Source organism: Sporomusaceae bacterium (assembly GCA_031460455.1).
Classification (GTDB): domain Bacteria; phylum Bacillota; class Negativicutes; order Sporomusales; family UBA7701; genus Anaeroselena.
This window is the reverse complement of the sequence record JAVKTQ010000006.1, coordinates 26,195-52,602: the sequence shown is the minus strand read 5'-3', so window position 1 is coordinate 52,602 and position 26,408 is coordinate 26,195. Positions and strand designations below refer to the sequence as shown.

General features: G+C 62.0%; 25 protein-coding genes. 24 read left to right on the top strand and 1 reads right to left on the bottom strand.

What is annotated here, in order from left to right; translation table 11 throughout:
- Entirely contained in the window at nucleotides 1-912 is a 912-nt protein-coding gene (locus RIN56_10725; protein ID MDR7867281.1) for a hypothetical protein, read from the top strand.
- A 129-nt stretch (nucleotides 913-1,041) separates the two neighbouring features.
- Nucleotides 1,042-2,064, top strand: coding sequence for a DNA polymerase III subunit delta (holA, locus tag RIN56_10720; protein MDR7867280.1), 1,023 nt, complete (start codon nucleotides 1,042-1,044; stop codon nucleotides 2,062-2,064).
- Between the two features lie 39 nt (nucleotides 2,065-2,103).
- Here the strand turns inward: holA and rpsT are convergent, their stop codons facing one another.
- The gene (rpsT, locus tag RIN56_10715; protein ID MDR7867279.1) at nucleotides 2,104-2,373 is read right to left on the bottom strand and encodes a 30S ribosomal protein S20; all 270 of its coding nucleotides are present in this window, start codon (nucleotides 2,371-2,373) and stop codon (nucleotides 2,104-2,106) included.
- Between the two features lie 213 nt (nucleotides 2,374-2,586).
- Between rpsT and gpr the strand changes: the two genes are divergently transcribed.
- The 22 genes from gpr to yqfD all read left to right on the top strand — a co-directional run bounded on the left by gpr (nucleotide 2,587) and on the right by yqfD (nucleotide 26,399).
- Nucleotides 2,587-3,555, top strand: a complete 969-nt coding sequence (gene gpr / locus RIN56_10710) for a GPR endopeptidase (GenBank protein MDR7867278.1) — start codon at nucleotides 2,587-2,589, stop codon at nucleotides 3,553-3,555.
- A 217-nt stretch (nucleotides 3,556-3,772) separates the two neighbouring features.
- Complete coding sequence (locus RIN56_10705) at nucleotides 3,773-4,819, top strand: stage II sporulation protein P (protein ID MDR7867277.1); 1,047 nt, start codon at nucleotides 3,773-3,775, stop codon at nucleotides 4,817-4,819.
- Between the two features lie 208 nt (nucleotides 4,820-5,027).
- Nucleotides 5,028-5,477, top strand: a complete 450-nt coding sequence (locus tag RIN56_10700) for a hypothetical protein (GenBank protein ID MDR7867276.1) — start codon at nucleotides 5,028-5,030, stop codon at nucleotides 5,475-5,477.
- A 125-nt stretch (nucleotides 5,478-5,602) separates the two neighbouring features.
- Complete coding sequence (gene lepA / locus RIN56_10695) at nucleotides 5,603-7,399, top strand: translation elongation factor 4 (GenBank protein ID MDR7867275.1); 1,797 nt, start codon at nucleotides 5,603-5,605, stop codon at nucleotides 7,397-7,399.
- Nucleotides 7,400-7,416: 17 nt separating this feature from the next.
- Nucleotides 7,417-8,553, top strand: coding sequence for a radical SAM family heme chaperone HemW (gene hemW / locus RIN56_10690; GenBank protein ID MDR7867274.1), 1,137 nt, complete (start codon nucleotides 7,417-7,419; stop codon nucleotides 8,551-8,553).
- A gap of 163 nt (nucleotides 8,554-8,716) precedes the next feature.
- Complete coding sequence (gene hrcA / locus RIN56_10685; GenBank protein ID MDR7867273.1) at nucleotides 8,717-9,748, top strand: heat-inducible transcriptional repressor HrcA; 1,032 nt, start codon at nucleotides 8,717-8,719, stop codon at nucleotides 9,746-9,748.
- Nucleotides 9,749-9,852: 104 nt separating this feature from the next.
- Nucleotides 9,853-11,436: a TCP-1/cpn60 chaperonin family protein gene (locus tag RIN56_10680; GenBank protein ID MDR7867272.1), complete on the top strand. Its 1,584-nt coding sequence runs from the start codon at nucleotides 9,853-9,855 to the stop codon at nucleotides 11,434-11,436.
- A 57-nt stretch (nucleotides 11,437-11,493) separates the two neighbouring features.
- A complete protein-coding gene (grpE, locus tag RIN56_10675; protein ID MDR7867271.1) occupies nucleotides 11,494-12,060 on the top strand; it encodes a nucleotide exchange factor GrpE in 567 nt (188 codons plus the stop codon).
- Between the two features lie 34 nt (nucleotides 12,061-12,094).
- Nucleotides 12,095-13,939 (top strand): molecular chaperone DnaK, encoded by a 1,845-nt coding sequence (dnaK, locus tag RIN56_10670; GenBank protein MDR7867270.1) that lies wholly within the window; start codon nucleotides 12,095-12,097, stop codon nucleotides 13,937-13,939.
- A gap of 163 nt (nucleotides 13,940-14,102) precedes the next feature.
- A complete protein-coding gene (gene dnaJ / locus RIN56_10665) occupies nucleotides 14,103-15,251 on the top strand; it encodes a molecular chaperone DnaJ (GenBank protein MDR7867269.1) in 1,149 nt (382 codons plus the stop codon).
- Between the two features lie 25 nt (nucleotides 15,252-15,276).
- Nucleotides 15,277-16,215 (top strand): 50S ribosomal protein L11 methyltransferase, encoded by a 939-nt coding sequence (gene prmA / locus RIN56_10660; GenBank protein ID MDR7867268.1) that lies wholly within the window; start codon nucleotides 15,277-15,279, stop codon nucleotides 16,213-16,215.
- A 1-nt stretch (nucleotide 16,216) separates the two neighbouring features.
- A complete protein-coding gene (locus RIN56_10655) occupies nucleotides 16,217-16,960 on the top strand; it encodes a 16S rRNA (uracil(1498)-N(3))-methyltransferase (protein ID MDR7867267.1) in 744 nt (247 codons plus the stop codon).
- A 158-nt stretch (nucleotides 16,961-17,118) separates the two neighbouring features.
- Nucleotides 17,119-18,417 carry a tRNA (N(6)-L-threonylcarbamoyladenosine(37)-C(2))-methylthiotransferase MtaB gene (gene mtaB, locus RIN56_10650; protein ID MDR7867266.1) on the top strand — a complete coding sequence of 433 codons (1,299 nt, stop codon included), beginning with the start codon at nucleotides 17,119-17,121 and terminating at the stop codon, nucleotides 18,415-18,417.
- A gap of 111 nt (nucleotides 18,418-18,528) precedes the next feature.
- Entirely contained in the window at nucleotides 18,529-18,879 is a 351-nt protein-coding gene (locus tag RIN56_10645; GenBank protein MDR7867265.1) for a histidine triad nucleotide-binding protein, read from the top strand.
- Nucleotides 18,880-18,968: 89 nt separating this feature from the next.
- The gene (gene rpsU / locus RIN56_10640) at nucleotides 18,969-19,148 is read left to right on the top strand and encodes a 30S ribosomal protein S21 (protein MDR7867264.1); all 180 of its coding nucleotides are present in this window, start codon (nucleotides 18,969-18,971) and stop codon (nucleotides 19,146-19,148) included.
- Between the two features lie 57 nt (nucleotides 19,149-19,205).
- A complete protein-coding gene (locus tag RIN56_10635) occupies nucleotides 19,206-19,658 on the top strand; it encodes a GatB/YqeY domain-containing protein (GenBank protein ID MDR7867263.1) in 453 nt (150 codons plus the stop codon).
- 594 nt (nucleotides 19,659-20,252) lie between these two features.
- Nucleotides 20,253-21,551 carry an NfeD family protein gene (locus tag RIN56_10630; GenBank protein ID MDR7867262.1) on the top strand — a complete coding sequence of 433 codons (1,299 nt, stop codon included), beginning with the start codon at nucleotides 20,253-20,255 and terminating at the stop codon, nucleotides 21,549-21,551.
- A 21-nt stretch (nucleotides 21,552-21,572) separates the two neighbouring features.
- Entirely contained in the window at nucleotides 21,573-22,571 is a 999-nt protein-coding gene (gene floA, locus RIN56_10625; GenBank protein MDR7867261.1) for a flotillin-like protein FloA, read from the top strand.
- Between the two features lie 9 nt (nucleotides 22,572-22,580).
- Complete coding sequence (locus tag RIN56_10620; GenBank protein ID MDR7867260.1) at nucleotides 22,581-23,051, top strand: hypothetical protein; 471 nt, start codon at nucleotides 22,581-22,583, stop codon at nucleotides 23,049-23,051.
- Nucleotides 23,052-23,175: 124 nt separating this feature from the next.
- Complete coding sequence (locus RIN56_10615; protein MDR7867259.1) at nucleotides 23,176-24,681, top strand: ATP-binding protein; 1,506 nt, start codon at nucleotides 23,176-23,178, stop codon at nucleotides 24,679-24,681.
- Between the two features lie 210 nt (nucleotides 24,682-24,891).
- The gene (gene yqfC, locus RIN56_10610) at nucleotides 24,892-25,170 is read left to right on the top strand and encodes a sporulation protein YqfC (GenBank protein MDR7867258.1); all 279 of its coding nucleotides are present in this window, start codon (nucleotides 24,892-24,894) and stop codon (nucleotides 25,168-25,170) included.
- Between the two features lie 11 nt (nucleotides 25,171-25,181).
- The gene (gene yqfD, locus RIN56_10605; GenBank protein MDR7867257.1) at nucleotides 25,182-26,399 is read left to right on the top strand and encodes a sporulation protein YqfD; all 1,218 of its coding nucleotides are present in this window, start codon (nucleotides 25,182-25,184) and stop codon (nucleotides 26,397-26,399) included.
- The last annotated feature ends 9 nt before the right edge of the window (nucleotides 26,400-26,408 follow it).

The following is a 26,408-nucleotide window of genomic DNA, read 5'->3' as shown; positions in this document are numbered from 1 at the left end:
ATGAGGGGCGCGATGAGGAGGCTGGCGGCCGTGGCCGCCGTTTGCGCCGCGCTGCTTGCCGGGCCAAGCCCGGCGGCGGCGGAGTATCAGTTGGTGGGGTTTATCAGCCAGCAGCATGTTTATATGGATACCGACAGCCTGCAGTATTACATCGATCCGCAAGGCAACCGGCCGTACTACGATGTGTGGACGAAGAACGTTTACAGCGAGGAAGGCCGGGCGGAGATGATCAGGAAAGCAAAGGCGGCGGGCAATTACAGCCCGGACTGGGATAATCTGCATTATACGCTGGTGCATAAGTATTTTCGTCTGGATAAGGCCAGTTATAAGATTGTCGGCGCGGTGGCGATGACCAAGGACGACCGCATCCTGGAGCTGGGCGAGGCTCCTCCGGAGAAAATTCCCTGGGAAGCCGTCGTTCCCAAGACGGTGGATGACGACATTTACAAGCGGATCAAGCTGTACGAGGACGCGTACCGGGAGAAGATGGTGGAGCGCTCGCTGCGCGACCGCTATCAGGTTATCGGCAACAATATCCGGATGACGGCGTCGGTCGATACGGCCAACGCGAGGTTTTTCCGCGACCCTTACAGCGGCAAGATGCTGGCCGAGGTCTGGGTCCGCATCGACTTCAGCCAGGAGGAGGCGGCCGCGATGCTGGCCTCCCGCCGAAAGCAGGGGTTTTCGCTCAAGGGCTGGGAACACCTAGGCTATATGATCGACAAGGGTTACTACGACTTTGCCCAAAACCGCATGGTGCGCTACGGCATGCTTTTCTACACCCGCCAGGGGGCGCTGCTGGAAAAGCTCGAAGATAAGGCGGAGAACCGCACCGACTGGGAGCAGCCTATCCCTGAGTCGTGGGGGGAGTATATTTTCGTCCAGGTGAAGAGGCTGATGACCGGCGAGTGAACGGTGGAACAAGGGAAGTCTTGAGGCGGCGGGCTTTTGTCCGGCGCCTTTCGCTGTGCCGTAAAAATGAAGGGTATCGCCGCCGGGCCGCCGAAATACTAAAGCTAGTTCTACCGAGGCGGGTGCAAAATGGATTATAATGAAGCGATTGCGGAGATAAAAAAAGGCCGGGTGCGGCCGGTGTATCTGATTCACGGCGAGGAGACATATCTGGCCCGCCGCCTGGAGAAGGCGGTGGTGGAGGCGCTGCTGCCGCCGGAGGAGCGCGATATGGGCCTGGCGGTGCTGGACCGCGATCCGCCGCTGGCCGAACTGGCGAATCTGATCGAGACGGTGCCTTTTATGGGCGGCAAGAATGTGATCGTCATCCGCGGCACGAATCTTTTCCGGTCCTCGAAAGGGGAGGAGGGGGAGGGCGGCGGCGACGAGCGCCTGCTTAAGCTGCTGGAGGCGATGCCCGATTACAGCCATGTCGTTTTTATGACTGCCGACGCGGCCGACAAACGGCGCAAGCTGTATAAGTGCGTGGAGCGCTGCGGGGCGGCGGTGGATGTCAGCCCGCTGAAGGCGAAGGACATCCGGCCATGGCTGACGGCCAAGCTGGCCGAGCTCGGCCGCAAGCTGGCTCCCGACGCCGCCGAGGAGCTGCTGGCCGCGTTCAGTATGATGCCGCAGCTTTCCCTGGGGCTGCTCGATAACGAGCTGGATAAGATCGCCCTGTATGCGCAGGGACAGACGATATCACGCAAGGATGTGCTGGCGGCGATGTCGGCGGCGCCGGAGGTTTCGGTGTTCGCGATGATTGACGCGGTGAGCCAGAAGCAGGCCGGCAAGGCGCTTAAGCTGCTGGCCGAGCAGCTGGCCGCGGGGGAGAATGCCCTGCGGCTGCTGGCGCTGCTGACGAGGCAGGTGCGGATGCTGTGGCGGGGCAAGGAGCTGGCGGACGGCGGGGCGGGCAGCCGCGAGGTGGCGGAGGAGCTGGGGGTGCCGCCGTTCGTGGGCGAGAAGCTGCTGCGCCAGGGGCGTGGGTTTACGGCGGCGGCGCTGCGGCGAACGATGGTGGCGCTGGCCGAGGCCGACCGGGACCTGAAGAACGGCCGGGCGGACAAGTATGTATTGGAACGGATAATAATCGAGATGTGCGCGAAATAAAAAACGCCTGTCCGCATGCGGACAGGCGTTTCTGTTCGTTTACTTGCTTTCGATGGCGTTGATTTTCTTCGCCAGACGGGATTTTTTCCGCGCGGCGGCATTTTTATGAATAACGCCTTTGGCGGCCGCTTTGTCAATCACGCTGCTAGCTTTGGTCAGGAGGGCCTTAGCGTCGTCGGCTTTTCCGGCCGTGACCGTGTCGGCCACTTTGCGGGTGGCGGTCTTCACCGCGGATTTGACGGAGAAATTCTGAGCGCGCCGGGAAGCGTCGGTTTTAACGCTGCGTTCCGAAGATTTGATGTTCGGCAAGTGGTTCACCTCCTTTGACCTCTTTACCCAAATAATTTTAGCATGGTAAGTTGCAAAAAGCAAGCAACTCTTTCCACAGCTTATATGCATGGTTCCCAAGATCGAAGGGGGGCGGCCGTCGAATTGTGAAACAACCGCATACGGGCGAAATATCCCGGTTATGATAGTTTCGGCTATCGACGCGAATTTATGCTACAGACAGGAGTGACGGCCATGAACGAGTACTACACCCCGCGCACCGACCTGGCGCTGGAGGCGCGGGAGGCGCTGACCCGCAAGACGCGGGAGGATATCCCAGGGGTGATGGTGGAGACTGCCGAGGATGACGAGATTCTGATAACAAGGGTGAATATCGCCACTCCGGAAGCCGAACGAATGATGGGCAAGCTGCAGGGCCGCTATGTGACTATTGAGGCAAGGGGGCTGCGGGACAAGAATACCCCCCTGCAGGAGAAGGTGATGAAGTTTCTGGCCGACGAGCTTGTCAGTCTGGCGAAGCTGCCGCCGAAGGCCGTTATTCTGGTGGTGGGGCTGGGGAACTGGAATATCACGCCAGATGCTTTGGGGCCGCGGGCGGTGGATAAGATTGTCGTGACCCGGCATCTCCAGGGGATGCTGTCGCCGGAGCTGAAGGGCGGCGTTCGCTCGGTGTGCGCGATCGCGCCCGGCGTCCTGGGCATCACGGGGATGGAGACGGCGGAGATCGTCCAGGGGATCGTGGGCAAGATCAGGCCGGATTTGGTCATCGCCGTCGATGCGCTGGCCGCCGCGTCCAGCCACCGGGTCATCACGACCGTCCAGCTGGCCGATACGGGCATAAGCCCCGGCTCGGGCGTCGGCAACAAACGGTTCGGGCTCAATAAGCAGTCGCTGGGCGTGCCGGTCATCGCCGTCGGCGTGCCGACCGTGGTGCATGCTTCGACGATCGCCATGGATACGATCAACACGCTGCAGCAGCACGCGTCGTTCGCGCGCTATTTCAAGAGCATGGAGAATCTGAGCGACCAGGACCGCCATATGATCGTCCGCCAGGTGCTGCCGGAGGCATTGGGCGATCTGATGGTGACGCCGAAGGAGGTGGACCGCCTGATCGAGGATATCGCCGATGTCGTCGCCGGCGGCATCAACCAGGCGATGCACCCGAACATCGATTACGAGAATATCCATATGTATTTGCATTAAAATAGAAAAAATGGACTGCCGGAAGCCGGCATAAAAGCTCCAGATGCAAGGCGGACCGAGGACGCGACCGGAGGCGTACTGGAAGTACGTTGGAGGGAGCGCCCGCAGGGCCAACACAGCAGATGGACTTTTAGGCCGGCTTCTTATGCATATTAGCCGCCAGCCAAAGCATATACATTGTATGTAAACCAAACGGGTGTACATGCAGGAGGCGGCGATGGTAACGAGGCGGGAGCGCAAGCAACGCGAGAGGAAAAGATTGTGGCTGACCGCGGTGGCGGTGGTCGTAATTGGCGCTATGGTTTCGGGGTTGTATTGCATCGTGTTCGCGCAGGGGACGCTTAATGACGGCGATTCCCGGCAGGAAGGGCAGTTGCCGGGTTTTCTCGTGCCGTGGCGGGATATTTTGTCGTCGGGAATTCCCGGCTTTGGCGCGGGGGACGATGCTTCGCCGGTGAGGGTGAAGCGTTTGGTGACGGTGCAGTCGCTTATCCGCGGGGCGATTCTTTTTGCCACCGGGGTCGATATCAAGGATATGCGGTCGCTGCTACGGGCCGAGATACCTTTCATGGGGGTGTTCAAGCCCGGAGCGCCGGCCGTGAGCGCGATTTCCCTGCCGAACTTCCCGAAGTTCGATTACAAGGGCGTCACTCCGGCCGGCAGACCGTTGGTCGGCATCTACCACACCCATACCGCCGAGTCGTTCATTCCGTCTTCCGGGGCATCACACAAGCCGGGCGGTCAACGGGGCGAGATCGTCGAGGTTGGCGACGCATTGCTGAAGCGGCTGGAACGGCACGGCATCGCGGCGGTGCAGAGCAGGAACATCCATGATTACCCAAGCTTCATGAAGGCTTACGGCCCGTCGGAGAACACTGCCAGGAAGATGCTCGGCGATAATCCGTCGATCCAGATGGTGTTCGACATCCACCGCGACGCTGATAAGCGGGATAACGCCACGGTGATCGTCAATGGCGTGGCGATGGCCCGCATAACGCTGGTGGTGGGCATGGGACAGCAGGATCTGGTGCAGCCGCACTGGCAGCAGAACCACGCATTCGCCAAACTGCTCGACGCCAGGCTGAACCAGCATTTTCCCGGCCTGTCCCGCGGCATTCAGCTGGTGGAGTGGCGCTATAACCAGCACCTCCACCCGCGGGCGCTGCTTGTCGAGGTGGGCTGCCAGGAGAACAGCAAGGAGGAGGCTATCCGCAGCATCGAGCTGGTGGGCGATGTGGTGGCGGAGATTTTGTCTGAGTCGTAGGGGAAGGCTGTTGATAATAAGGATATTGGAGAGCCGGGACCGTTCAGAAGCCCCCAGATGCAAGGCAGGTCGAGGAAGCGCCGCGCCGCGTACTTGGGCGTACGCAAGCAAGCTCCCGCAGACCTAACGCCGCAGATGGGGGCTTATCAACGGTCCCAAAGTATAAAAGAAAAGCAGTTGCTGGATAATATAGGCAGGAGGTGCCTTTATGCTTCTCGGGCTGTCGGCGGCCGATACGCGCGTGATAAGCCGCGGCATCGCGATCCTGTGTGTCGCGATCGCCGTCGGCGTGGTGGCGGTGGACAACCAGCTCAACCGCCTGACGGCGCGGCATGAGTTCGGCCAGGCGCTGAATATCCGCCGGGAGGCGTCGGGCTATTACCGCGCGTATTTTTTTGGGCAGAGCTGGGGGGTCAGGGCGGTGTACCCGGTAGGGTCGATAACCGGCGGCGGCGATGCCCTTACTCTGGAGGTGGGGGGACGGAGGCTGACGGCGCCGACTGCCGTCCGGGTGGAGTTCAACAGGGCGGTTTACTGGCTGGAGGTGTGGCGCCGGCAGTTCGTGGCCGCCGCCGTCATGACCAAGCGGGAACTGGCCGGCTATTGGGAAGAGCTGCGGCCGCTTGTCCGCGAGCTTGTGGACGCCGTCAAGCGGTGATGCTTGCGGGGAAAATGACCTAATGCTATAATTATGTATCAGGCCGTTGATAAAGCCCCATCTGCTTTTGCATCTGGGGCTTTCTGAACGGCCTGGCAAAAAGTGTCTTGTGAGGTAGACTAACTATGGCTACGGCCCACATCCGCAATTTCTGCATTATCGCCCATATCGATCATGGCAAGTCGACGCTCGCCGACCGTCTGCTGGAATTGACAGGCACGCTGACCGCGCGCGAGATGTCGGAGCAGGTGCTGGACAAGATGGACCTGGAACGCGAACGCGGCATTACGATCAAGGCCCAGGCGGTAAGGCTCGAGTACACCGCCCGCGATGGCGAAGTATATATGCTCAACCTTATCGACACCCCCGGCCACGTTGACTTTACGTACGAGGTGTCCCGCAGTCTGGCGGCCTGCGAGGGGGCGCTTCTGGTTGTCGACGCCGCCCAGGGCATCGAGGCGCAGACGCTCGCCAACGTTTACCTGGCCCTCGAGCATGACCTGGAGATCATCCCGGTCATCAATAAGATCGATTTGCCGAGCGCCGACCCCGACAAGGTGAAGCATGAGATCGAGGATGTCATCGGCCTCGACGCTTCGGACGCCGTGCTGGTGAGCGCCAAGACGGGCGCCGGCATCGATGAGGTCCTCGAAGCGATCGTCAAGAAGGTCCCGCCGCCCGGCGGCGACGCCGATGCGACCCTTAAGGCGCTGATTTTCGATTCCCATTTCGACCCGTATAAAGGGGTTATCGTTTATGTGCGGGTGATGGAGGGGCGCATCGCTCCGGGAATGAAAATCAAAATGATGGCCACCGAGAAGGTTTTCGAGGTGGACGAGGTGGGCATTTTCCGCCCGTATCCGGCCAAGGTGGACGCGCTCGAACCGGGGCATGTCGGCTTTCTGGCCGCCAGCATCAAGAATGTCAAGGACACCCGCGTGGGCGATACCGTGACTGACGCGACCAAGCCCGCCGCCGCGCCGCTGCCCGGCTACCGCAAGGTGACGCCGATGGTTTACTGCGGCCTTTACCCGGTGGAGACTTCGGATTACGACAATCTGCGCGACGCGCTGGAGAAGCTCCAGCTCAACGACGCTTCCCTGGTGTTCGAGCCCGAGACGTCGGTGGCGCTGGGCTTCGGTTTCCGCTGCGGCTTTCTGGGGCTGCTGCATATGGACATCGTCAAGGAGCGGCTGGAGCGCGAATACAATCTGGCGCTGATAACCACCGCCCCCAACGTTATTTACAAAGTATTCAAGACCGACGGCGAGGTTTACGAGATCGAGAACCCGTCGAAGCTGCCGGTGCCGCAGGAGATCGAACATGTCGAGGAGCCGTACGTGAAGGCGACGATTATTGTGCCCAACGACTACGTCGGCAGCGTTATGGAGCTTTCCCAGGAGAAGCGCGGCGATTACAAGGATATGAAGTACCTGGACGTCACCAGGGTTATGATTACTTATGAGTTGCCGCTCAGTGAGATCATTTACGATTATTTCGACCGGCTGAAGTCTTCGACGCGCGGCTACGCGTCACTGGATTACGAGCTTGTCGGCTATAAGGATTCCGACCTCGTCAAGCTGGATATCATGCTCAACGGCGAGGTTGTCGACGCGCTGAGCGCCATCGTCCACCGCGACCGTTCCACCCAGCGCGGCCGCCAACTGGTTGAAAAGCTGCGGGGCATCATTCCCCGCCAGATGTTCGAGATCCCCATCCAGGCCGCCATCGGCAACAAGGTTATTGCCCGGGAAACGGTGCGGGCGATGCGCAAGGATGTGCTGGCCAAATGCTACGGCGGCGACATTACCCGCAAGCGCAAGCTGCTGGAGAAGCAGAAGGAAGGCAAGAAGCGCATGAAGCAGGTGGGCAGCGTGGAACTGCCGCAGGAGGCTTTCATGGCCGTCCTGAAAATGGATTAAGCCTTGGGGGCGATACTGTGACTATCGGCCTTTACATTCATATCCCGTTCTGCCAACAGAAGTGTTTGTACTGCGACTTCCCCTCGGTCGCCGGGGGGGAGGAACTGTACGCAGCTTATACCGCCGCCTTGTGCCGGGAGATCGCCGGCAGGGGCGGCCTTTTGTCGGCTGCGGCGGTCGATACCGTGTATATCGGCGGCGGTACGCCGACAGCGCTGCCGGCCGGGTGTCTGGAAGAGATCGGCCGCTGCCTGCGGGCGAACGCGGCGGTGGCGGCGGATGCCGAGTTCACCGTCGAGGCCAATCCTGGCACGCTGGACGACGAAAAGCTGGCCGTGTTGGCGGCGATCGGCGTGAGTCGCGTCAGCCTTGGGGTTCAGGCGTTTGACGATGCCGTGCTGGCGGCCGCCGGTCGCATCCACACCGCCGCCCAGGCGGCGGAGGCGGTGGCGGCGGTTCGGGCCGCCGGGTTCGGGCGCATAAGCGTCGACCTGATGTACGGCCTGCCGGGGCAGACGGCGGCAAGTTTCCGTGCCGGGCTGGAGCGGGCGGCGGCCATGCCGGTGGAGCATCTTTCGGTCTACGGCCTGAAGGTCGAGGAGGGTACGCCGTTCGCCCGGATGGCGGCCGGGGGAAGCCTTGCGCTGCCGGACGAGGCTGAGGAAGAGGCGATGTACGATATGGCGGCAAGTTTTCTGCCGGAGTGCGGGTTCGCCCGCTACGAGATATCGAACTATGCCCGGCCGGGGGCGGAGTGCCGCCACAATCTCCGCTACTGGCGCTATGAGCCGTATATCGGCGTGGGGGCGGCCGCTCACTCCTTCTGGCAGGGGGAGCGGCTGGCCAACACCGCCGATGTGAAAGAATACATCGCCAGGGTGGCCGCCGGTGAGACGCCGCTGGCCAGCCGCGAGCAGCCCGGGGGAGCGGTGGCGATGGCCGAATACGCTTTTTTGGCCGTGCGGACGGCGGCGGGCGTTTGCTACGCGGACTTCGCGGCCCGCTTCGGCCTCGAGTTTCCGCAGCTTTACGGCGCTACCGCGGAGAAGCTGCAGAGGCAGGGTTTGGTGACGTCCGGAACGGACGGGCTCCGCCTCACCGCAAAAGGGCAAAAATACGGCAATATCGTGTTCGCCGCGTTTCTCCCCGATTAAGCTGCGAAAAATTCCCGTGATGAGGCGGGAAACAGCGCTAATAATCTTGACATTGACGGGCTGGAAATGGTATTTTTTTAGTAGGTGTTAGCACTCTATTGAGAAGAGTGCTAACAAAGACGGTGAAGAGTCTTTGTTTCGGGGCAAAAGGGAGGGATGGCCGATGCTCGACGACCGCAAACGCAAGATTCTCCAGACAATCGTGGACGATTATGTCAGCACCGCCGAGCCGGTCGGGTCGCGGACGCTTGCCCGCAAGTACTCGCTCGGCCTCAGCCCGGCGACCATCCGCAACGAGATGTCCGATCTCGAGGTGCTGGGTTTCCTGGAACAGCCCCATACCTCGGCCGGCCGCATCCCTTCGCCGCGCGGTTACCGTTTCTATGTCGACTGCCTGCTGGCGCCGCCGAAGATATCGGAGCATGATGTCGGCCTGATCACCAACTGGTATGAGTCGCGGGTTCGCAGTATTGAGGAGGTCTTTCAGGAGACGGCCAAGATTATCTCCCGCATGACCCGCAGCGTTTCGCTGGTTACCGCTCCGCAGTTTTCCAAGTCGCTGTTCAAATATCTGCAGTTCCTGCCGCTCGACGAGCGGCGGGCCATCGTGGTGGTGGTCACCGACGCGGGGTTCGTGGAAAACAAGGTCATCGACATCCCCGACGGCACTTCTTTTCAGGATCTCCAGCGGATCGCGGCCAGCATCAATGAGCGGCTGGCGGGCCTGAGCTTTGACGAGATCAAGCATTCGCTGCTCAGGGAGATCAGGAACGATATCCTCACGAATCCGGCGCTGTTCGAGACGGCGCTGGCGATTCTGCGTCAGGCGCTGGCGGTGGAGCGGGCCGAGAAGGTTTACCTCGGCGGCACGACCCAGCTTTTGAACCAGCCGGAGTTCCGCGATGTGGAGAAGATCCGCGATCTGCTCGCGATGCTGGAGGAGGAGAAGCTGCTGTCCGATATTCTCCACATGCAGGACGGCGAAGGCGTCGTTGTGACGATCGGCCAGGAGAACAAGTACAGCGGCATCCAGAACTGCAGCATGGTGCAGGCGACTTACCGCGTCGAGGGTCAGGAGATCGGCACGCTGGCCGTGCTCGGCCCGACCCGCATGGAGTATGGCAAGATAATGGCCGTGCTGGAGTTCATGCACCGCCACCTCGGCGAGACGCTGAAGAAGTTCAAGGTTTACTGACCGCGGGCAAACCGGGCAGTCTCGGCCGAGCCTGCCCGGTTTGCGGCGGCTGTCATACATAATGCGGCAACAGCTAAGAATATGTATATATCGGGAGGAATCGTATGAATCTGAAACAAGCGGGCAGCGGCGCCGAGGTCGATGAACGGCTGGCGGCCCTGCTAACCAACGCCAGCGCGGTGCGGGCGATTACGGCTTCGGTGGAAGGCACGATCGGCCCTAAGGGCTTGGATACGATGCTGGTGGACCGCTTCGGCGAGGTTATCATCACCAACGACGGCGTGACTATCCTCGATAAGATGGATGTCAACCATCCCGCCGCGAAGATGCTGATAAATATAGCCAAGGCTCAGCAGGCCGAGGTGGGCGATGGCACGACGACGGCAACGATAATGGCCGGCGGGCTGGTGTCGGAGGGGGTCAACCAGGTCATCCGCGGGGTGCCTGTGGCGAGGGTTATCGAAGGCGTCAAGCACGGCATCGCCGTCGCCCTGGACGCCGTGAGGGACCGCGCCCGCCAGGTGAGCGCGGTCGACGACCCGGTGCTTACGAATATCGCCGTTATCGCCGGCCGCGAACACCGCGATATCGCCGATCTTGTGGTTGCCGCCGCCCGGCTTATCGGTCTGGAGAAGCTGAAAGAGGCCAACTTCAAGCTGTCGGATATCGTGACCGCCGAGGAAGGCGCCGAGAATGAAGTTTTTATGGGCGTGATCGTCGATAAGGAGCGGATGACCAAGGATATGCCGCAGGCGGTCGAGGACGCAAGGATGCTGCTGGTGGACGACGCGCTGGAGCCGGAGGAGATCGAGGACGGCGCGCTCGGCACCGAGGCGGGTTTCAAGCGCTACATAGAGCTCCAGGAGGAGTTTAAAGGCAATGTCCGCAAGTTGACGGCCATGGGCGTGAAGGCGGTGCTGGTCGACCGCGGCGTCCACGATTCGGCGGAGGAGATCCTCAGCGACGCCGGTATCATGGTGGTGCAGCGGGTGTCGGCCAAGGATATGCGGCGGGTGGCCGAACACTGCGGCGCCCGCGCCATCAAGCGCACCGGGCTGAAGAAGGACCCGGCCGAGATCGAGAAGTATCTGGGCTTCGCCGACAAGGTCTACGAGGACGAAAAATTGGAAAATATCCGCATTCTCGGCGGCAGAGGCAAGCCGATGGCCACCATTCTGGTTGGCGCGGCGACGGAAGAGGTGGTCGGCGAGCGGGAGCGCATCGCCAAGGACGCCGCTTCGAGTCTGCAGGCCGCGGTCAAGGGCGGCTGCGTGCCGGGCGGCGGCGCGGTGGAGGTCGCCGTGGCCCGCCAGGTCGAGAAGGCGCGGGAGAATATCAAGGGGATGGCCGCCTACGGCGTGGACTGCGTGGCAAGCGCACTCAGGCGTCCCCTTTCGCAGATCGTGGAGAACGCCGGCTTCAACCCCCTGGAGAAGGTGGAGGAGGTCATGGCGGCCCAGGCGGCGCAGGGCTCGGATTCGCTCGCCGTGGACTGCGACAGCGGCGAGATCGCCGATATGCTGGCGCGCGGCGTGGTCGATCCGGTGCCGGTCAAGCTGCACGCCATCAAGGCGGCCGGCGAGGTGGCTGTGGCGATTCTCCGCATCGATACGATCATCAAGAAGAAAGAAGAAGGGGCCAACGCCGCCAAGCAGGCAGCGGGCGACGCGGGCATGCCGGATTTTTAGCCGGCCCCTGCATTCCGGCGTGGGCCGATTGAATATGCGCGAGGTGATATGGTTTATATGGAGGAACGAAATAAGGCCGATCAGCAGCAAGGCGCGGCGACGCCCGCGCCGGACGCGCCGGAGGGCGCCGCCGGAGGGCAGGTGTGCTTCGACGGCGCCGAAATGAAGGAAATGATGGAGTCGCTCGATGGCAAGAATCGCGAACTGGATGAACTGAATAACCGCCTGCTGAGACTGCAGGCCGACTTTGACAACTTCCGCCGCCGCAGCCGCCAGGAAAAAGAGGAACTGTCCCAGGTGGTCGCGTACGGCGTGCTCAAGGAGCTGCTGCCTGTCCTCGACAATTTCGAGCGGGCTCTGGCCGCCTCCGGGCAGGATGCCGCCCAGATCCGCACCGGGGTGGAGATGGTCTACCGCCAGCTGGGCGGCAGCATGGAGCGGCTCGGCGTGAAGCCGATCGCCGCGGTCGGCAACACGTTCGACCCGGCCTTCCACGAGGCGGTGATGCGGGTGGAGGACGCCTGCCAGGCCGACGGCCTGATAGTCGAGGAGCTGCAGAAGGGTTACGAGATGGGCGGGAAAGTTTTAAGGCCAAGTATGGTAAAAGTAGTAAGCAACAGCTAATTTTATTATAGATTTTCTAAGGAGGAAGAAAAGCATGGCAAAAGTCATCGGTATAGACCTCGGTACGACCAATTCGGTGGTCGCTTTCATGGAAGGCGGCGAGCCGGTGGTCATCGCCAACGCGGAAGGCAGCCGCCTCACGGCGTCGGTGGTCGGTTTCTCCAAGACGGGCGAACGGCTGGTGGGACAGCTGGCCAAACGGCAGGCCGTTTCCAACCCCGACCGCACCATAAGCTCGATCAAGCGCCACATGGGCACCAACTATACGGTGCGGATCGACGACAAAGACTACACCCCCCAGGAAATTTCGGCGATGATCCTCCAGAAGATGAAGACCGACGCCGAAGCCTATCTGGGCGAGAAGATAACCAAAGCGGTCATAACCGTGCCCGCTTACTTTACCGACAGCCAGCGCCAGGCGACCAAGGACGCCGGCGCCATCGCCGGCCTTGAGGTGCTGCGCATCATCAACGAGCCGACGGCGGCCGCTCTGGCCTACGGCCTCGACAAAGGCGAGGACCACACCATCCTCGTATTCGACCTCGGGGGCGGCACGTTCGACGTGTCGATCCTCGAACTGGGCGACGGCGTTTTCGAGGTTAAGTCCACGAGCGGCAACGGCCGCCTGGGCGGCGACGACTTCGACGACCGGGTGATGAATTGGCTGGTGGCCGAGTTCAAGAAGGAGAGCGGCATCGACCTGACCAAGGACCGCATGGCGATGCAGCGCCTCAAGGAAGCGGCCGAGAAGGCCAAGATCGAGCTGTCCGGCGTGCTGACGACCAACGTCAACCTGCCGTTCATCACCGCCGACCAGTCGGGGCCGAAGCATCTCGACGTCAACCTCACCCGCGCCAAATTTGAGGAGCTGACCGCCGATCTTGTCGAGGCGACGATGGGCCCCACCCGTCAGGCTCTTGCCGACGCCGGCCTCGCTCCCAAGGACATCGACAAGGTCATCCTTGTGGGCGGCTCGACCCGCATCCCGGCCGTGCAGGAGGCGATCAAAAAGTTCCTCGGCAAGGAGCCGCACCGCGGCATCAACCCCGACGAGTGCGTGGCCGTGGGCGCAGCCATCCAGGCAGGCGTGCTGGTGGGCGAGGTCAAAGACGTGCTGCTGCTCGACGTCACGCCGCTGTCGCTCGGCATCGAGACGCTGGGCGGCGTGTTTACCAAGATCATCGACCGCAACACCACCATCCCGACCTCGAAGAGCCAGGTATTTTCCACCGCGTCCGACAATCAGCCGTCGGTGGATATCCACGTGCTGCAGGGCGAACGCGAGATGGCCTCTTATAACAAGACCCTCGGCCGGTTCGAGCTGTCCGGCATCCCGCCGGCGCCGCGGGGCGTGCCGCGCATCGAGGTCACGTTCGACATCGATGCCAACGGCATTGTCCATGTATCCGCCAAGGATCTCGGCACCGGCAAGGAGCAGAAGATCACCATCACCGCCTCCGGCGGCCTGGCCAAGGACGAGGTGGAGCGGATGGTGAAGGAGGCCGAGTCTCACGCCGCCGAGGACAAGAAGCGCCGTGAGGAGATCGAGACGCGCAACAGCGCCGATTCGCTCGTCTACCAGGCCGAGAAGACGATCAAGGATCTGGGCGACAAAGCCGACAAAGCGCTGGTGGAGAAGGTCCAGCAGGCGGCCGACAAGCTGAAGGAGACCCTCAAGGGCACCGATATCGAGAAGATCAAGGCCGATACCGAGGAACTGACCAAGCCGCTGTATGAGCTGACCTCGGCGGTTTACAACCAGGCCGGCCCGCAGGGCGAGGCCGGTCCGGAAGCGGCTCCGGGCGGCCAGGAAGCTCCGAAGGACGAGAAGGTCGTCGACGCGGACTACAAAGTGATGGACGACGATAAGAAGAAGTAGACCGAGCCTATATTATATTTGCGCCGGTTGGGGAGAAACGAGCAGCGCAAGGCAGCAGGCCGGCCGGAACCGGAGGCGTACAGTTAGTACGTTGAGGATTCCGAACGGCCGATAACGCCGCGCTGCGACGTTTATCCCCAACCGGATTATGGGATGGTGTGGAGTGAGCAAAAAAGATTACTACGAGGCGCTTGGGGTATCCAAGTCGGCTTCGGACGACGAGATAAAAAAAGCATTTCGCAAGCTGGCCCGCCAGTACCATCCTGACGTCAACCGCGACGACCCCAAGACGGCGGAGGCGAAGTTCAAGGAGATCAACGAGGCCTATGAGGTGCTGTCGGACGTGGAAAAGCGCCGCCAGTACGACCAGTTCGGCCACGCCGCTTTCGACGCCGCGTCGGGCGGCGGCCCGGGCGGGTTCGGCGGAGCCGGCGGCTTCGGCGGCGGGGCGGGCGGCTTCGGGGATATCTTCGACATGTTCTTCGGCCAGTCGGGCTTCGGCGGCGGGCGTCCCGCCGGACCGGAGCGGGGCGCCGACCTGCGCTACGACATGGAGATAAACTTCGAGCAGGCGGCTTTTGGGCTGGAGACCGAGATCCAGGTGCCCAGGACGGAGGAATGCCCGACGTGCCGCGGCACCGGCGCCGCCGCCGGGACTCATCCCGAAACGTGCCCCAACTGCCGCGGTACCGGCCAGACCCAGGTGGTGCAGAACACTCCTTTCGGCCGCATGGTCAACGTCAAGACGTGCGAACGCTGCCGAGGCGAGGGCAAGTTTGTCCGCACCCCCTGCACCGAGTGCAACGGCCGCGGCAAGGTCAGGAACCGCCGACGCATCAAGATCAAGATTCCGGCCGGGGTGGACACCGGCTCGCGCCTGCGCGTCGCCCACGAGGGCGAGGCCGGGGAGCGCGGCGGCCCGCCCGGCGATCTGTATGTTTATATTTTCGTGAAACAGCACAAGCTGTTTACGCGCGAGAACGACGACGTTATCTGCGAGGTGCCGATCAGCATCGTGCAGGCTTCCCTTGGCGATGAGATCGAGGTGCCCACCCTCGACGGACAGGTGAAAGTGCGCATCCCGGAGGGCACCCAGTCGGGTACGACCCTCCGTCTGAAGGATAAAGGCATCCCCCACCTCAGAGGCCACGGCCGCGGCGACCAGCATATCCGCGTCAAGGTGGTCACCCCCAAGAAGCTCACCGACCGCCAGCGCGAGCTCCTGACCGAGTTCGCCCGGCTTGGCGGCGAAGACGTAAACCCGGAGGAGAAGGGTTTCTTCAAAAAGGTGAAAGACGCGTTCGGGGTGTAACTTTAGCGAGAGGGGCGAGGCGTGCATGAAGTGGGCCGAGATCAGCATCCAGACCACCCATGAGGCCACCGAAGCGGTGGCCGATATTTTTCACGGGCTGGGGGCCAGCGGCGTGGTCATCGAGGACCCGGAGCTCGTCAATTCTTACAAGCGGTCGGGTACCTGGGACTACTGCGATATACCGGAGGCGGAGGACGACAGTGTCGTGACCGTCAAGGCGTATCTGCCGGTGGACGACCAGCTGGACGACAAGCTGCGGCTGTTTGAGCAGCAGGTTAACGATCTGGCCAGGCACGATATCGACAAGGGCAGCGGCCTCATCCGCCTGCGCGAGGTGCGCGAGGAGGACTGGGCCAACGCCTGGAAGACGTATTACCACCCCATCAGGGTGGGCGAGCGCCTGGTGGTTAAGCCGTCCTGGCAGGAGTACCCCGCCGCGGCCGGCGATGTCGTTGTCGAGCTCGACCCAGGGATGGCGTTCGGCACCGGCACGCATCACACGACGGCGATGTGCCTGGGACTGCTGGAGGAGGCGATGAAGCCGGGCGACACCGTGTTCGACGTCGGCACCGGCTCCGGCATCCTGGCGGTGGCTGCGGCCAAGCTGGGCGCGGGTGAGGTGCGGGCGGTGGACAACGACCCGCTGGCGGTCAGGATCGCCGGCGAGAATGTCGCTGCGAACGGCGCGGGCGCTACGGTGACGGTGGCCGAGGGCGACCTGCTGACCGGCCTGTCCGGCCGGGCCGACCTCATTATCGCCAACATTATCGCCGACGTTATCATCCGTATGGCGCCTTCGGTGCCGGCGCGACTTAAGGATGGCGGGCTGTTCCTGGCCGGCGGCGTTATCGCCGACCGGCTGGGCGACGTGACCGACGCCATCCTCACCGCCGGCCTGGAGGTTGAGAAGGTGCTGGAGGAAGGCGGGTGGGCGAGCATCCTGGCCCGCAAGGGGGGCGAGTGAGGTGCGCCGCTTTTTCATACCCGGCGAGCTGACGGACAGCGTGGCGATCACCGGCCCGGACGCCCGCCATATCGGCAAGGTGCTGCGCCTGGGGCCGGGGGCGGAGATAATCGTGGTGGACGAGACCGGCCGCGCCGCCAGGGCGGAGATTACCGCCGTGGAGGCGACCGCTGTCTATGCGGCTGTGCGCGAGGCGCTGGCGGCCGATCATGAGCCGCCGGTGGCCGTTACGCTGGCTCAGGGGCTGCCGAAAGGGGACAAGTTCGAGTATATAGTCCAGAAGGCGGTGGAGCTCGGCGCGGCGGCTATCTGGCCGCTGGCGTGCGAGAACTGCACGGTGCGCTACGACGCGGCCAAGCAGGGCAGCCGCCGGGAGAGGTGGCAGAAGATCGCCGCCGAGGCCGCCAAGCAGTGCGGCCGGGACGCCGTGCCCGCCGTGGCCCCGGTGCGGGCGCCGGCGGCGGCGCTGGCCGAGGCCGGGGCGGCGACGGAGATAATAATGCTGTACGAGGGGCAGGGCGGCGAGCCGCTGCGGGAGATACTGGCCGGCAGCGGGGCTTCGTCGTATCTGCTGCTGATCGGCCCGGAGGGCGGCTTCAGCCCGGCGGAGGTCGAGCTGTGCCGCGCGCGCGGTGCACGGGTCGCCACTCTCGGCCCGCGCATCCTGCGCACCGAGACGGCGGCGCTGGCGGCGTTGGCGATTGTGATGTATGAGAAGGGCGATCTGGGGTCGTCAGGCAGGTAAGGGCCGGCCGTTGATAAGCGCCCATCTGCGGCGTTGTTTCGCCTGGCGATTGCTAGCGTACGACCGAGTACGCGTCGCTGCTCGCCAGACGAAGCCGCCTTGCATCTGGGCACTTCTGAACGGCCGGTTGCCAATAGGGTAAGTTGGGGGTCACGCGAGTGCGGAAAGTAGCGTTTACTACTTTAGGCTGTAAAGTGAATCAGTTCGAGACGGAAACGATGGAAGGGCTGTTCAAGGCGCGGGGTTATGAGGTCGTGGCCTTTGACCGGCCCGCCGATGTCTATGTGGTCAATACCTGCTCGGTCACTCATCTGGGTGAGCGCAAGTCGCGCCAGCTCATCCGCCGCGCGACCCGCACGAGCCCCGGCGCCACCGTGGTGGTCACCGGCTGCTACGCCCAGGTGTCGCCCGGCGAGGTCGAGGCTATCCCCGGTGTCGACGTCATCGTCGGCACCCAGGACCGCCAGCGGATCGTCGATCTGACCGAGGAGGCGGCCGACAGCCACCGGCAGATAAGGGCGGTCGGCGATATTATGGCCGCGGACGAGTTCGAGGATATCCCGCTGTTCGCCGCCCCCGGCCGCACCCGCGCCTTTCTGAAGATTCAGGAGGGCTGCGCCAATTTCTGTACCTACTGTATAATTCCGTACGCCCGCGGCCCGCTGCGGTCCCGTTCCCTCGCCAGCATCGAGCGGGAAGCGGCGAAGTTTGTCGCCGCCGGTTTCCGGGAGATCGTCCTGACAGGCATCCATCTGGGCGCATACGGCCAGGATGCGGGCGGCGCGGCAACGCTTACCGACGCGGTGAGGACGGTGCTGGCCGTGCCGGGTGTGGCCAGGCTCCGCCTGGGGTCGCTGGAGTCGATCGAGGTATCGGACGCGCTGATCGCAGTCATGCTGAGGGACGAGCGATTTTGCCCCCACCTGCACCTGCCCCTCCAGGCGGGCGACGACGCCGTGCTGGCGGCGATGAACCGCCACTACGCCACGGCCGAATACCGCGACCTCGTCCGCGGCATCCAGGAACGCGTACCGGATATCGCGATAACGACGGATATCATCGTCGGTTTTCCCGGCGAGACGGACGAACAGTTCGCGAATACTCTCGCATTTGCGGCGGGGATGGATTTTGCCCGCATCCACGTCTTTCCCTATTCGCGCCGCCAGGGAACGCCGGCGGCAGAATTCCCCGGCCAGGTGAGCGAGGCGGAGAAGAAGCGCCGGGCTGCGGCGCTGCAGGATTTAGCCGACCGGCAGGCGGCCGCTTTTCACGCGCGTTTCGTCGGCCGTGAACTGAAGGTGCTGTTCGAGCCGGCGGCCGACGGGGGTGTCGAGGGGCTGACCGGCAACTATATGCGCGTGTATACGGACGGCGCCCGGAGTCTGGCGCGCGAGATCCGCCCTGTCAGGCTCGTGCGCCTTCACAAGGACGGTTTGTGGGGCGAGATCGTTGGCTAAATTTTCCCTGCCCTGCCTTACGCGGCAGGATATCATAGAAAAAGGCAGAATATTTTCCTGAAAACGCGTATACTACTAAGCGGTGAAGCGCGGCGGAGAGGAAGAGCGTCAGTGCAGCAGCAAGACTGTATTTTTTGCAAGATCGCGGCCAAAGAAATTCCCGTGAAGATAATATATGAGGATGAGCATGTCGTCGCCTTTCCCGATATCAAGCCGGCGGCTCCCGTCCACGTCCTCGTGGTGCCCAAACGCCATATCCCGCACCTCTGCGAGGCCTGTGAGGGCGATATACCCCTTCTGGGGCACATCATGACGGTCATTCCCAAGATCGCCGCCCAGCTCGGCCTGGCGGAGGAAGGCTTCCGGACGGTGGTCAACACTAAGGATAACGGCGGCCAGACGGTTTATCACATCCATTGGCATATTCTCGGCGGGCGGTTCATGACTTGGCCTCCGGGCTAATATTGACATTGCTTGTCGTTATCGTGTATAATTTTGTGGTGAATGTATAAGTAATCTTCCCCAGGTCTGTAGTGGAGGGAGGGAGATATATGTCAGAAGTCAAAGTGGGTAAAAACGAAACACTGGACAGCGCACTCCGCAGATTTAAACGTACCTGCCAAAAAGCGGGCGTTCTTTCCGAAGTGAGAAAACGCGAGCACTACGAAAAACCGAGCGTTAAGCGGAAGAAGAAATCCGAAGCGGCTCGCAAACGGAAATTCAAGAGCTAAACCGCCACAGGCAAGCGCAGGCGTGCGAACCAGATACATGTTCCGGAGGTTTCCGCCATGTCGATCAAGGAAAGACTCACCGAAGACATGAAACAGGCGATGAAGGATAAAGAGGCCGGCAAGCTGCGCCTCTCCGTCATCCGCATGGTGCGCGCCAGCATCAAGAATGTGGAAATCGACCGCAAGAAGGAACTCGGCGACGAGGATGTGCTGGATGTCCTGGCCAAAGAGGTCAAGATGCGGCGCGACTCGCTTGAGGAGTTCAAGAAGGGCAACCGGCCCGATCTGGTCGCCGGCCTCGAGCAGGAGATCGACATTCTGATGGGCTATCTCCCCCAACAGCTCAGCGACGAGGAAGTCCGCGCCCTGGTGGCCGAGGCTGTCGCCCAGACCGGCGCCGCCGGACCGAAGGAGATGGGCAAGGTTATGTCCGCCCTGATGCCGAAGGTCAAGGGCCGCGCCGACGGGAAAACGGTCAACGCCATGGTCAAGGACGCGCTGAACAAGTAAATGAGATGAAAAGCCGGTATCCGTAAGGGTACCGGCTTTTGTTTTAGCTGATATTTGTACAAGCATAAGGCCGTTCAGAAAGCTCCAGATGCTAGGAAGGGCGAGGACGCGACCGGAGGCGTACTCGGATGTACGCCGAGGGAGCGCCCGCAGAACTGACAACGCAGATGGGGCTTTATCAACGGCCGGGAATGTAAGGAAATGAAAAAAGGCAGGTCTTTCGACCTGCCCAACTTGTAATGTGAAGCGGCGTATATTGCGGCGTCAGTTGCTGCGAAAAGGCTGCGTCTGCGAGATGTATATTGCGGTAGAGGGTGGTACGATGAGGGTGGCGATAGTTGCTGCGATTATTGCGGACTGAAAAGAAGAATGTTGCTGCGATTTGTTTGCTTCACTATTACGCTTCTAGAAAATATCATATATAAAGTAAAAGGTCAAGCTTCCTTTAAAAAATAAAAATGTTTGAAAGAGTTGCAAAATTTAAAAAAATATTGCCGCTTGCGATTGTTGTGTGCTTTGCGCCGTCCGCAAGAGAGGAATGACGAAGGCGGATGCCGAATACACTAAGGCAGTAATATGCCTGGGAGGAAAGTTATGCGCCGGTTCGCATTTATCCTGACACTGGCCCTGATCGTTTCCCTGGCCGCCGGTCCGGCGGCTTACGGCGACGCCGGAGGACCGGTGATTGTCATTAATATCAAGGGCGAGATCGACGGCGGACAGGCCGCCCTCGTCCATAAAGCGATGGCCGAGGCCAAGACCAAGAACGCACGGGCCGTTCTGGTGGAGATTGATACTTTCGGCGGCCTGGTGGATGCGGCCACCGTCATCCGCGACAAGATCAGCGAGTCCCCGGTGGAGACCATCTGCCATATCAAGAACAGGGCGTGGTCGGCCGGAGCGCTGATCGCCATTGCCCACAAGAAGATCGCGATCGCTCCCGGCGGCAGCATCGGCGCGGCCGAGCCCATTCCGGCGACCGAGAAGACGATCGCCGCCCTCAAGGCCGAGTTTGCCGCGACTGCCAACAAGTCGGGCCGCAACCCCAGGGTGGCGGAGGCGATGGTCGACAAGACGCTCGGGCTGCCCGGCTACGCCGAGCCGGGGCAGATTCTGGCGCTGACCGATTATCAGGCCGTCAAGGTGGGGTATGCTGATCTGGTGGCTGCGGAACGGGCCGATGTGCTCGCCCATTTCGGCCTGGCCGGCGCGCCGGTTGTCGAGTACCACCAGGGTTGGGCGGAAAAAATGGCGGGCTGGCTTTCCAACCCGATGGTCAAGTCGGCGCTGCTAACGCTTATTTTTCTGGCGATCATGACCGAGATCAAGACCGCCGGCCTGGGCGTTGCCGCTCTCGTCGGTTTCGGCGCGGTGCTGCTGTTTTTCGCCAGTCAGTGGCTGAGCGGCCTGGCGGGCTGGGTAGAGATCGCGCTGTTCATCGCCGGCGCGGTGCTGATTGTCGTCGAGATTTATACTCCGGGGATGGGTGTCTTCGGGATTGGCGGCATTCTCTGCATCCTGGCGAGCTTTTTTCTGACGCTGGGCGGCGACATGACCGCCCTCAACCTGATGGCGGTCAGTCTGGTAATAGCCATCGGCGTCTTTCTGTTGATCGTTAAGAAGCTGCCTTCCAGCCGCCTGTGGGAGCGGCTCGTTCTTAAGGACGCCGAGACGGCGACTGCGGGCTTTGTTTCGGGCGACGATTACCAGGGTTACCTCGGCCGGACGGGGGTCGTCCTGACCATCCTGCGGCCGGCGGGGGTTATCGATATCGCCGGCGCCCACCTGGATGTGGTGTCGGAGGGACAGTATATCGTAGCCGGAACCAAGGTCAAGGTGGTGAGCGTGAGCGGCAACCGCATCGTCGTTCGCCCCGTCGAAGGCCAAGAATAGTATCAGGAGGAGAGTATCATAATGGCGACTTTAGTGAGCAGTGTTTTTATCCTTGTCCTGTTTGTAATCGGTCTGGCCCTTTTCCTGCATTTCGTGCCGCTGGGGCTGTGGATTTCGGCGATTGCCGCCGGCGTCCATGTCGGGATTTTCACTCTTATCGGCATGCGGCTGCGCCGCGTTCCCCCGGCACAGATCGTGCTGCCGCTCATCAAGGCCAATAAGGCCGGGCTCGACGTCAATGTCAATCAGCTGGAGGCCCACTTCCTGGCCGGCGGCAACGTCGACCGCGTCATTGACGCCCTGATCGCCGCCCACCGGGCCCAGATCGCCCTGCCGTTCGAGCGGGCCGCCGCTATCGACCTGGCCGGCCGCAATGTGCTGGAAGCGGTGCAGATGAGCGTCAACCCCAAGGTTATCGAAACCCCGTTCGTTTCCGCGGTGGCCAAGAACGGTATCGAGCTCAAGGTCAAGGCCCGCGTGACCGTCCGCGCCAACATCGACCGCCTGGTGGGCGGCGCCGGCGAAGCGACGATTATCGCCCGCGTCGGCGAAGGCATCGTTACCAGCGTCGGCTCGGCCGTGGACCACAAGGACGTGCTGGAGAACCCCGACCACATTTCGCGCACGGTGCTCGCGAAGGGCCTCGACGCCGGAACGGCGTTCGAGATTTTGTCGATCGATATCGCCGACGTGGACGTAGGCCGCAACATCGGCGCCGAGCTTATGACCGACCAGGCCGAGGCCGAGAAGCGGGTCGCCCAGGCTGCAGCCGAGGGGCGGCGGGCAATGGCGGTGGCCAAGGAGCAGGAAATGCGCGCCTTTACTCAGGAGATGCAGGCCAAGGTTGTGGAGGCCCAGGCCGATGTGCCCAAGGCGCTGTCCGTGGCTCTTACGGAAGGCCGCCTCGGGGTGATGGATTACTATAACATGAACAATATCCTGGCCGACACCCAGATGCGGGAGACGATCAGCAAAGCCGGGCCGGCCGCGCCGCCGATCAAGCCCGAAGAGAAGAAATAGGCGGCCGTCATGTGGGATATTATCGTACCCCTGGTTTTGATGGCCATATTCTACATTTTGCCGGAGATTCTAAAAAAGAAGCGGCGCCAGGCAGAATACAAATATCCGGAGATTCCCGACCAGGTGCCGCCGCCGGTGGAAACGAGGGCGCCGGCTCCCGACCGGGTGCCGCCTCCCGAGCAGCGGAGGCCGGAGGAAAGGCCGGCGCCGGTCCGTATGCCTGCGCCCGATGTTGTGCGGCCGCCGGCGTCCGATGAGCGGCCCCGCCCGGCGGCAGCCGCCGTCTTCGAGCAATCAGAGGTGCATATTGCAGCGGTGAACATGTCCGCAGCTGCTCAGGTATCGTCGGCGATGTTGGAGGCGGGACCGTGGGACGGGCAGCTCACTCAGGAGGCGGTGGTCAACGGCATCGTTTTCGCGGAGGTCATCCAGCCGCCGCGATGCAAGCGGCCTATGCGCCACTGCTTCGGGCGAGGGTAGTGTCAAAAGCTTTTATCAACGGCCGATAAAAAACAGGGAAATCAATCCCTGTTTTTTTTTTGCCGCGCCGCGCACAATAAAAAGTGTCCGCACATTTTCCGCGGCAGCGAAAGGGGGCGTGCGCGTGAGCGATTACAAGGGCCGGCTGATTTACGCCAAGGGCACCTATGTCGAGTTTGTCGTGGCCCCGGGGCAGGATGTCGATTTCGGCGATATTCTGGTTGTGGAAGGGAAGAGCGGCGACCGGTTCTATATCCGGGCTTACGATTTCAAGGTGAAGTCGCGCTGGTCGGGGATCAACAATGTCGGCTACCTGATGAACAAGCTCGACGGCGAGGGCAAGGTGGAGAATCAGGAGGAGCTGGAGTTTTACCTCGGCGGCAATCATACCGTGAAGATCGGCATGGCTGAGCAGCTCTGCTACGCCGACGGCGAGAACCGCCTGTTCAACCCCAAGACCTGCCCCGATTTCTTCTGCGAAGTGCGCGGCCTGAGCGACGCCGATACCGCTCTGCTGGCCGAGATGAAGGGCGACCTGGAGATTGGCTTTCTCAAAAGCGGCCGCGGCGTGCTTGAGCTGCCGGTCGGCATTTACGGCTCGAAGGCGATCACCGAACATATCGGCATTTTCGGCACAACCGGTTCGGGCAAGAGCAATCTTGTGAAGGTGCTGGCCGGCTCGGTCATCGACAACGGCAACTACGGCATGCTGGTTTTCGACGTCCACAACGAGTACTATCGCGATCTCGCCCGCCATCCGGGAGTAAAGGAGCGTCTCGCGGTCTATAACGCCAATCCCCAGGCCGGCTACGCCCGCCGGCTGACGGTAAACTACGGCGAGGTCGGGCCGGAGGACATCACCGCCTGCGCCACATTCACCGAGCCGCAGTTCGACGCCATCTACAAGCTGTCGTCCGTGCTGGCCGACAACTGGGTGCGCGACGTGCTGCGGTACGACACCGCCGACCTCGTCGACGAGCTGAAGGCCAGCACCGGCCAAAAGTTCCAGTCGCCGACGATCAGCAAGATCAAGAGTATCTGCTGGAATGTGAAAAACGAGCTCAATATCGAGGAAAGCGGGCCGTCGGTGGTGGGCGAGATGATGGGCGAGCTTGAGCAGGGCAAGGTGGTGCTGGTCGAGCTGAAGAATGTGTCGCCGGTAGGCGAGCTGGCGCTGTCGACGCTGTTGTCGAAGAAACTGCTCACCCACTATGCGGCCAAGACGGAGGAAGCCCGCCGCGCCGTGAGGCCGATCCTGATTGTGCTTGAGGAGGCCCACCGGTTTCTGGGCAGGAAGGAGCACGGCAGCAACAACGTTTTCGCCCGCCTGGTGAGCGAGGCGCGCAAATTCAATCTCGGCCTGTGCGTGGTCGACCAGCAGCCGCGCCTGCTGGCCGATAAGGTGCTGTCGCAGCTCAACACGCTGTTCATCCTCGGTTTGGCGTCAAAGGCCGACCGCGGCAAGCTGGAGGCGATGTGCCGCAAGGATATCCTCCAGCAGCGCAATGAGATCAAGAATCTCGACTGCGGCGAGATGGTGGTGGCCACGAATTACATGCGGTTCGCCGCCCCTGTCAAGGTGCACAAGTTCGAGGATTACCTCGACCGTCGCCACGGGGTGGTAGGGTAGGCGTGTCGTTCCCCCAAAAACAATGAATAGCCGAGGCCGTTCAGAAAGCCCCAGATGCTAGGCGGATCCAAGGGCGCGCCGCGCAGCGTACTCGAATGTACGTAAGCAAGCGCCCGCAGGACCAACGACGCAGATGGGGCTTTATCAACGGCCTATATTGTACTAAACCTCCAGCCCCAGCAATAAATTTGTGGTATGGGGGTGAGATTGATGCAACGCCGCCGTAAGGGCAATCTGCAAATACTGGCCGGGTTGCTGGAGATTCCGGCCGATATCGTGCTCGACCTGCCGCGGATCACGATGCTCGGCAACAAGCAACTGCTGGTCGAGAACCATAAGGGGATTATCGAGTATACAGGCGCTCTCGTGCGCATCAAGCTCAGCCAGGGCGAGCTGAACGTGGCCGGCGCCGAGCTCACCATCGGTAATTTTCAGGCCGAGCAGCTTCTCGTGGAGGGAACCGTCACGCAAATCAAGTATGAGACTTGAGGTGGTCCGAGATGCTGACACTGCGCCTGACCAATTATCTGCACGGCACCGTGAGGGTGAAGATCAGCGGCGCCATTCCGGAGCGGTTTATCAATCTATGCCTGGCACGGGGCATTTTTTTATGGGGGATCGCCAAGCATAACGACGACGTGTACGCGAGCCTCCGGCTGTCGGATTTTTTCCGCATCAGGCCGCTCGCCCGGCGGAGCCAGAGCCGCGTGGAGGCTGTGGGGCACGCCGGCTTCCCGTTCACGCTCAAGCGCGTCCGGCGGCGCAAGATGCTTGTTGTCGGGGCGGTGCTGTTTTTCGTTTTCCTCAATTTGCTCACAGCCAGGATTTGGTTTGTCGATGTCAGCGGCCACAAGGAGGTGGCCGCCGGGCGGATCGCGTCAGTCGCGGCGGCCCACGGGCTGCGGCCGGGGATCGCCAAGACCGACGTCGACCTCAAGGCGGTGGAGAAGGAGATGCTGCTGGCGCTGCCGGAGCTGGCCTGGGTGGGGGTCAACCTGACCGGGACGAGGGCGCTGATCGAGGTTGTCGAGAAGACGCTGCCCAAGGCGGAGGATAGGTCGCCGGCCCATGTCGTCGCCGCCAAGGACGGTGTGATAACCGAAGTCATCGCGATCGCCGGCCAGGCGGCGGTGAAGAAGGGCGATACCGTCAAGCGCGGCGATCTTCTTATCAAAGGCTTTACCGAGCCGCCGCCGGCTGCCAAGGATCAGACGCCGATCATCACGCTGCCGGCCAGCTTTATCCGCGCCGCCGGGATCGTCAAGGCGCGTGTCTGGTACGAGAGTTACGGCGAGGCTGGCCTCATACAGGAGGTGCTCCGCCGTACCGGTCGGAAGGCGGTGACGGTTACGCTGCGGGCCGGCGGACGCGCGCTGGTGCTGAAGAAGGCCGCCGACCAGCCCTTCCCCCGCTTCGAGGCGGAGACGGTCCACAAAAAGCTGTCCGGGGGCAGGAATAGCAACTTCGCTGTCGAATCTATCATAGATATCTTTCACGAATTGGTTGCCGAAAGGTACGATATAACGGTCGAGCAGGCCCGCGACATCGCCAGGGGCAAGGCGCTGGCCGCCGTCCAGGACCGCATCCCCGAAGGGGCTCAGGTGCTGACCCGCGAGGTCGCGACGCTGCAAACGGCCGAGCCCCGGTTTGTCCGCGTGAAGGTGACGGTGGAAACTGTCGAGGATATAGGGCAAACTATGAACATCAACCTGCAATAGGGAGGCATA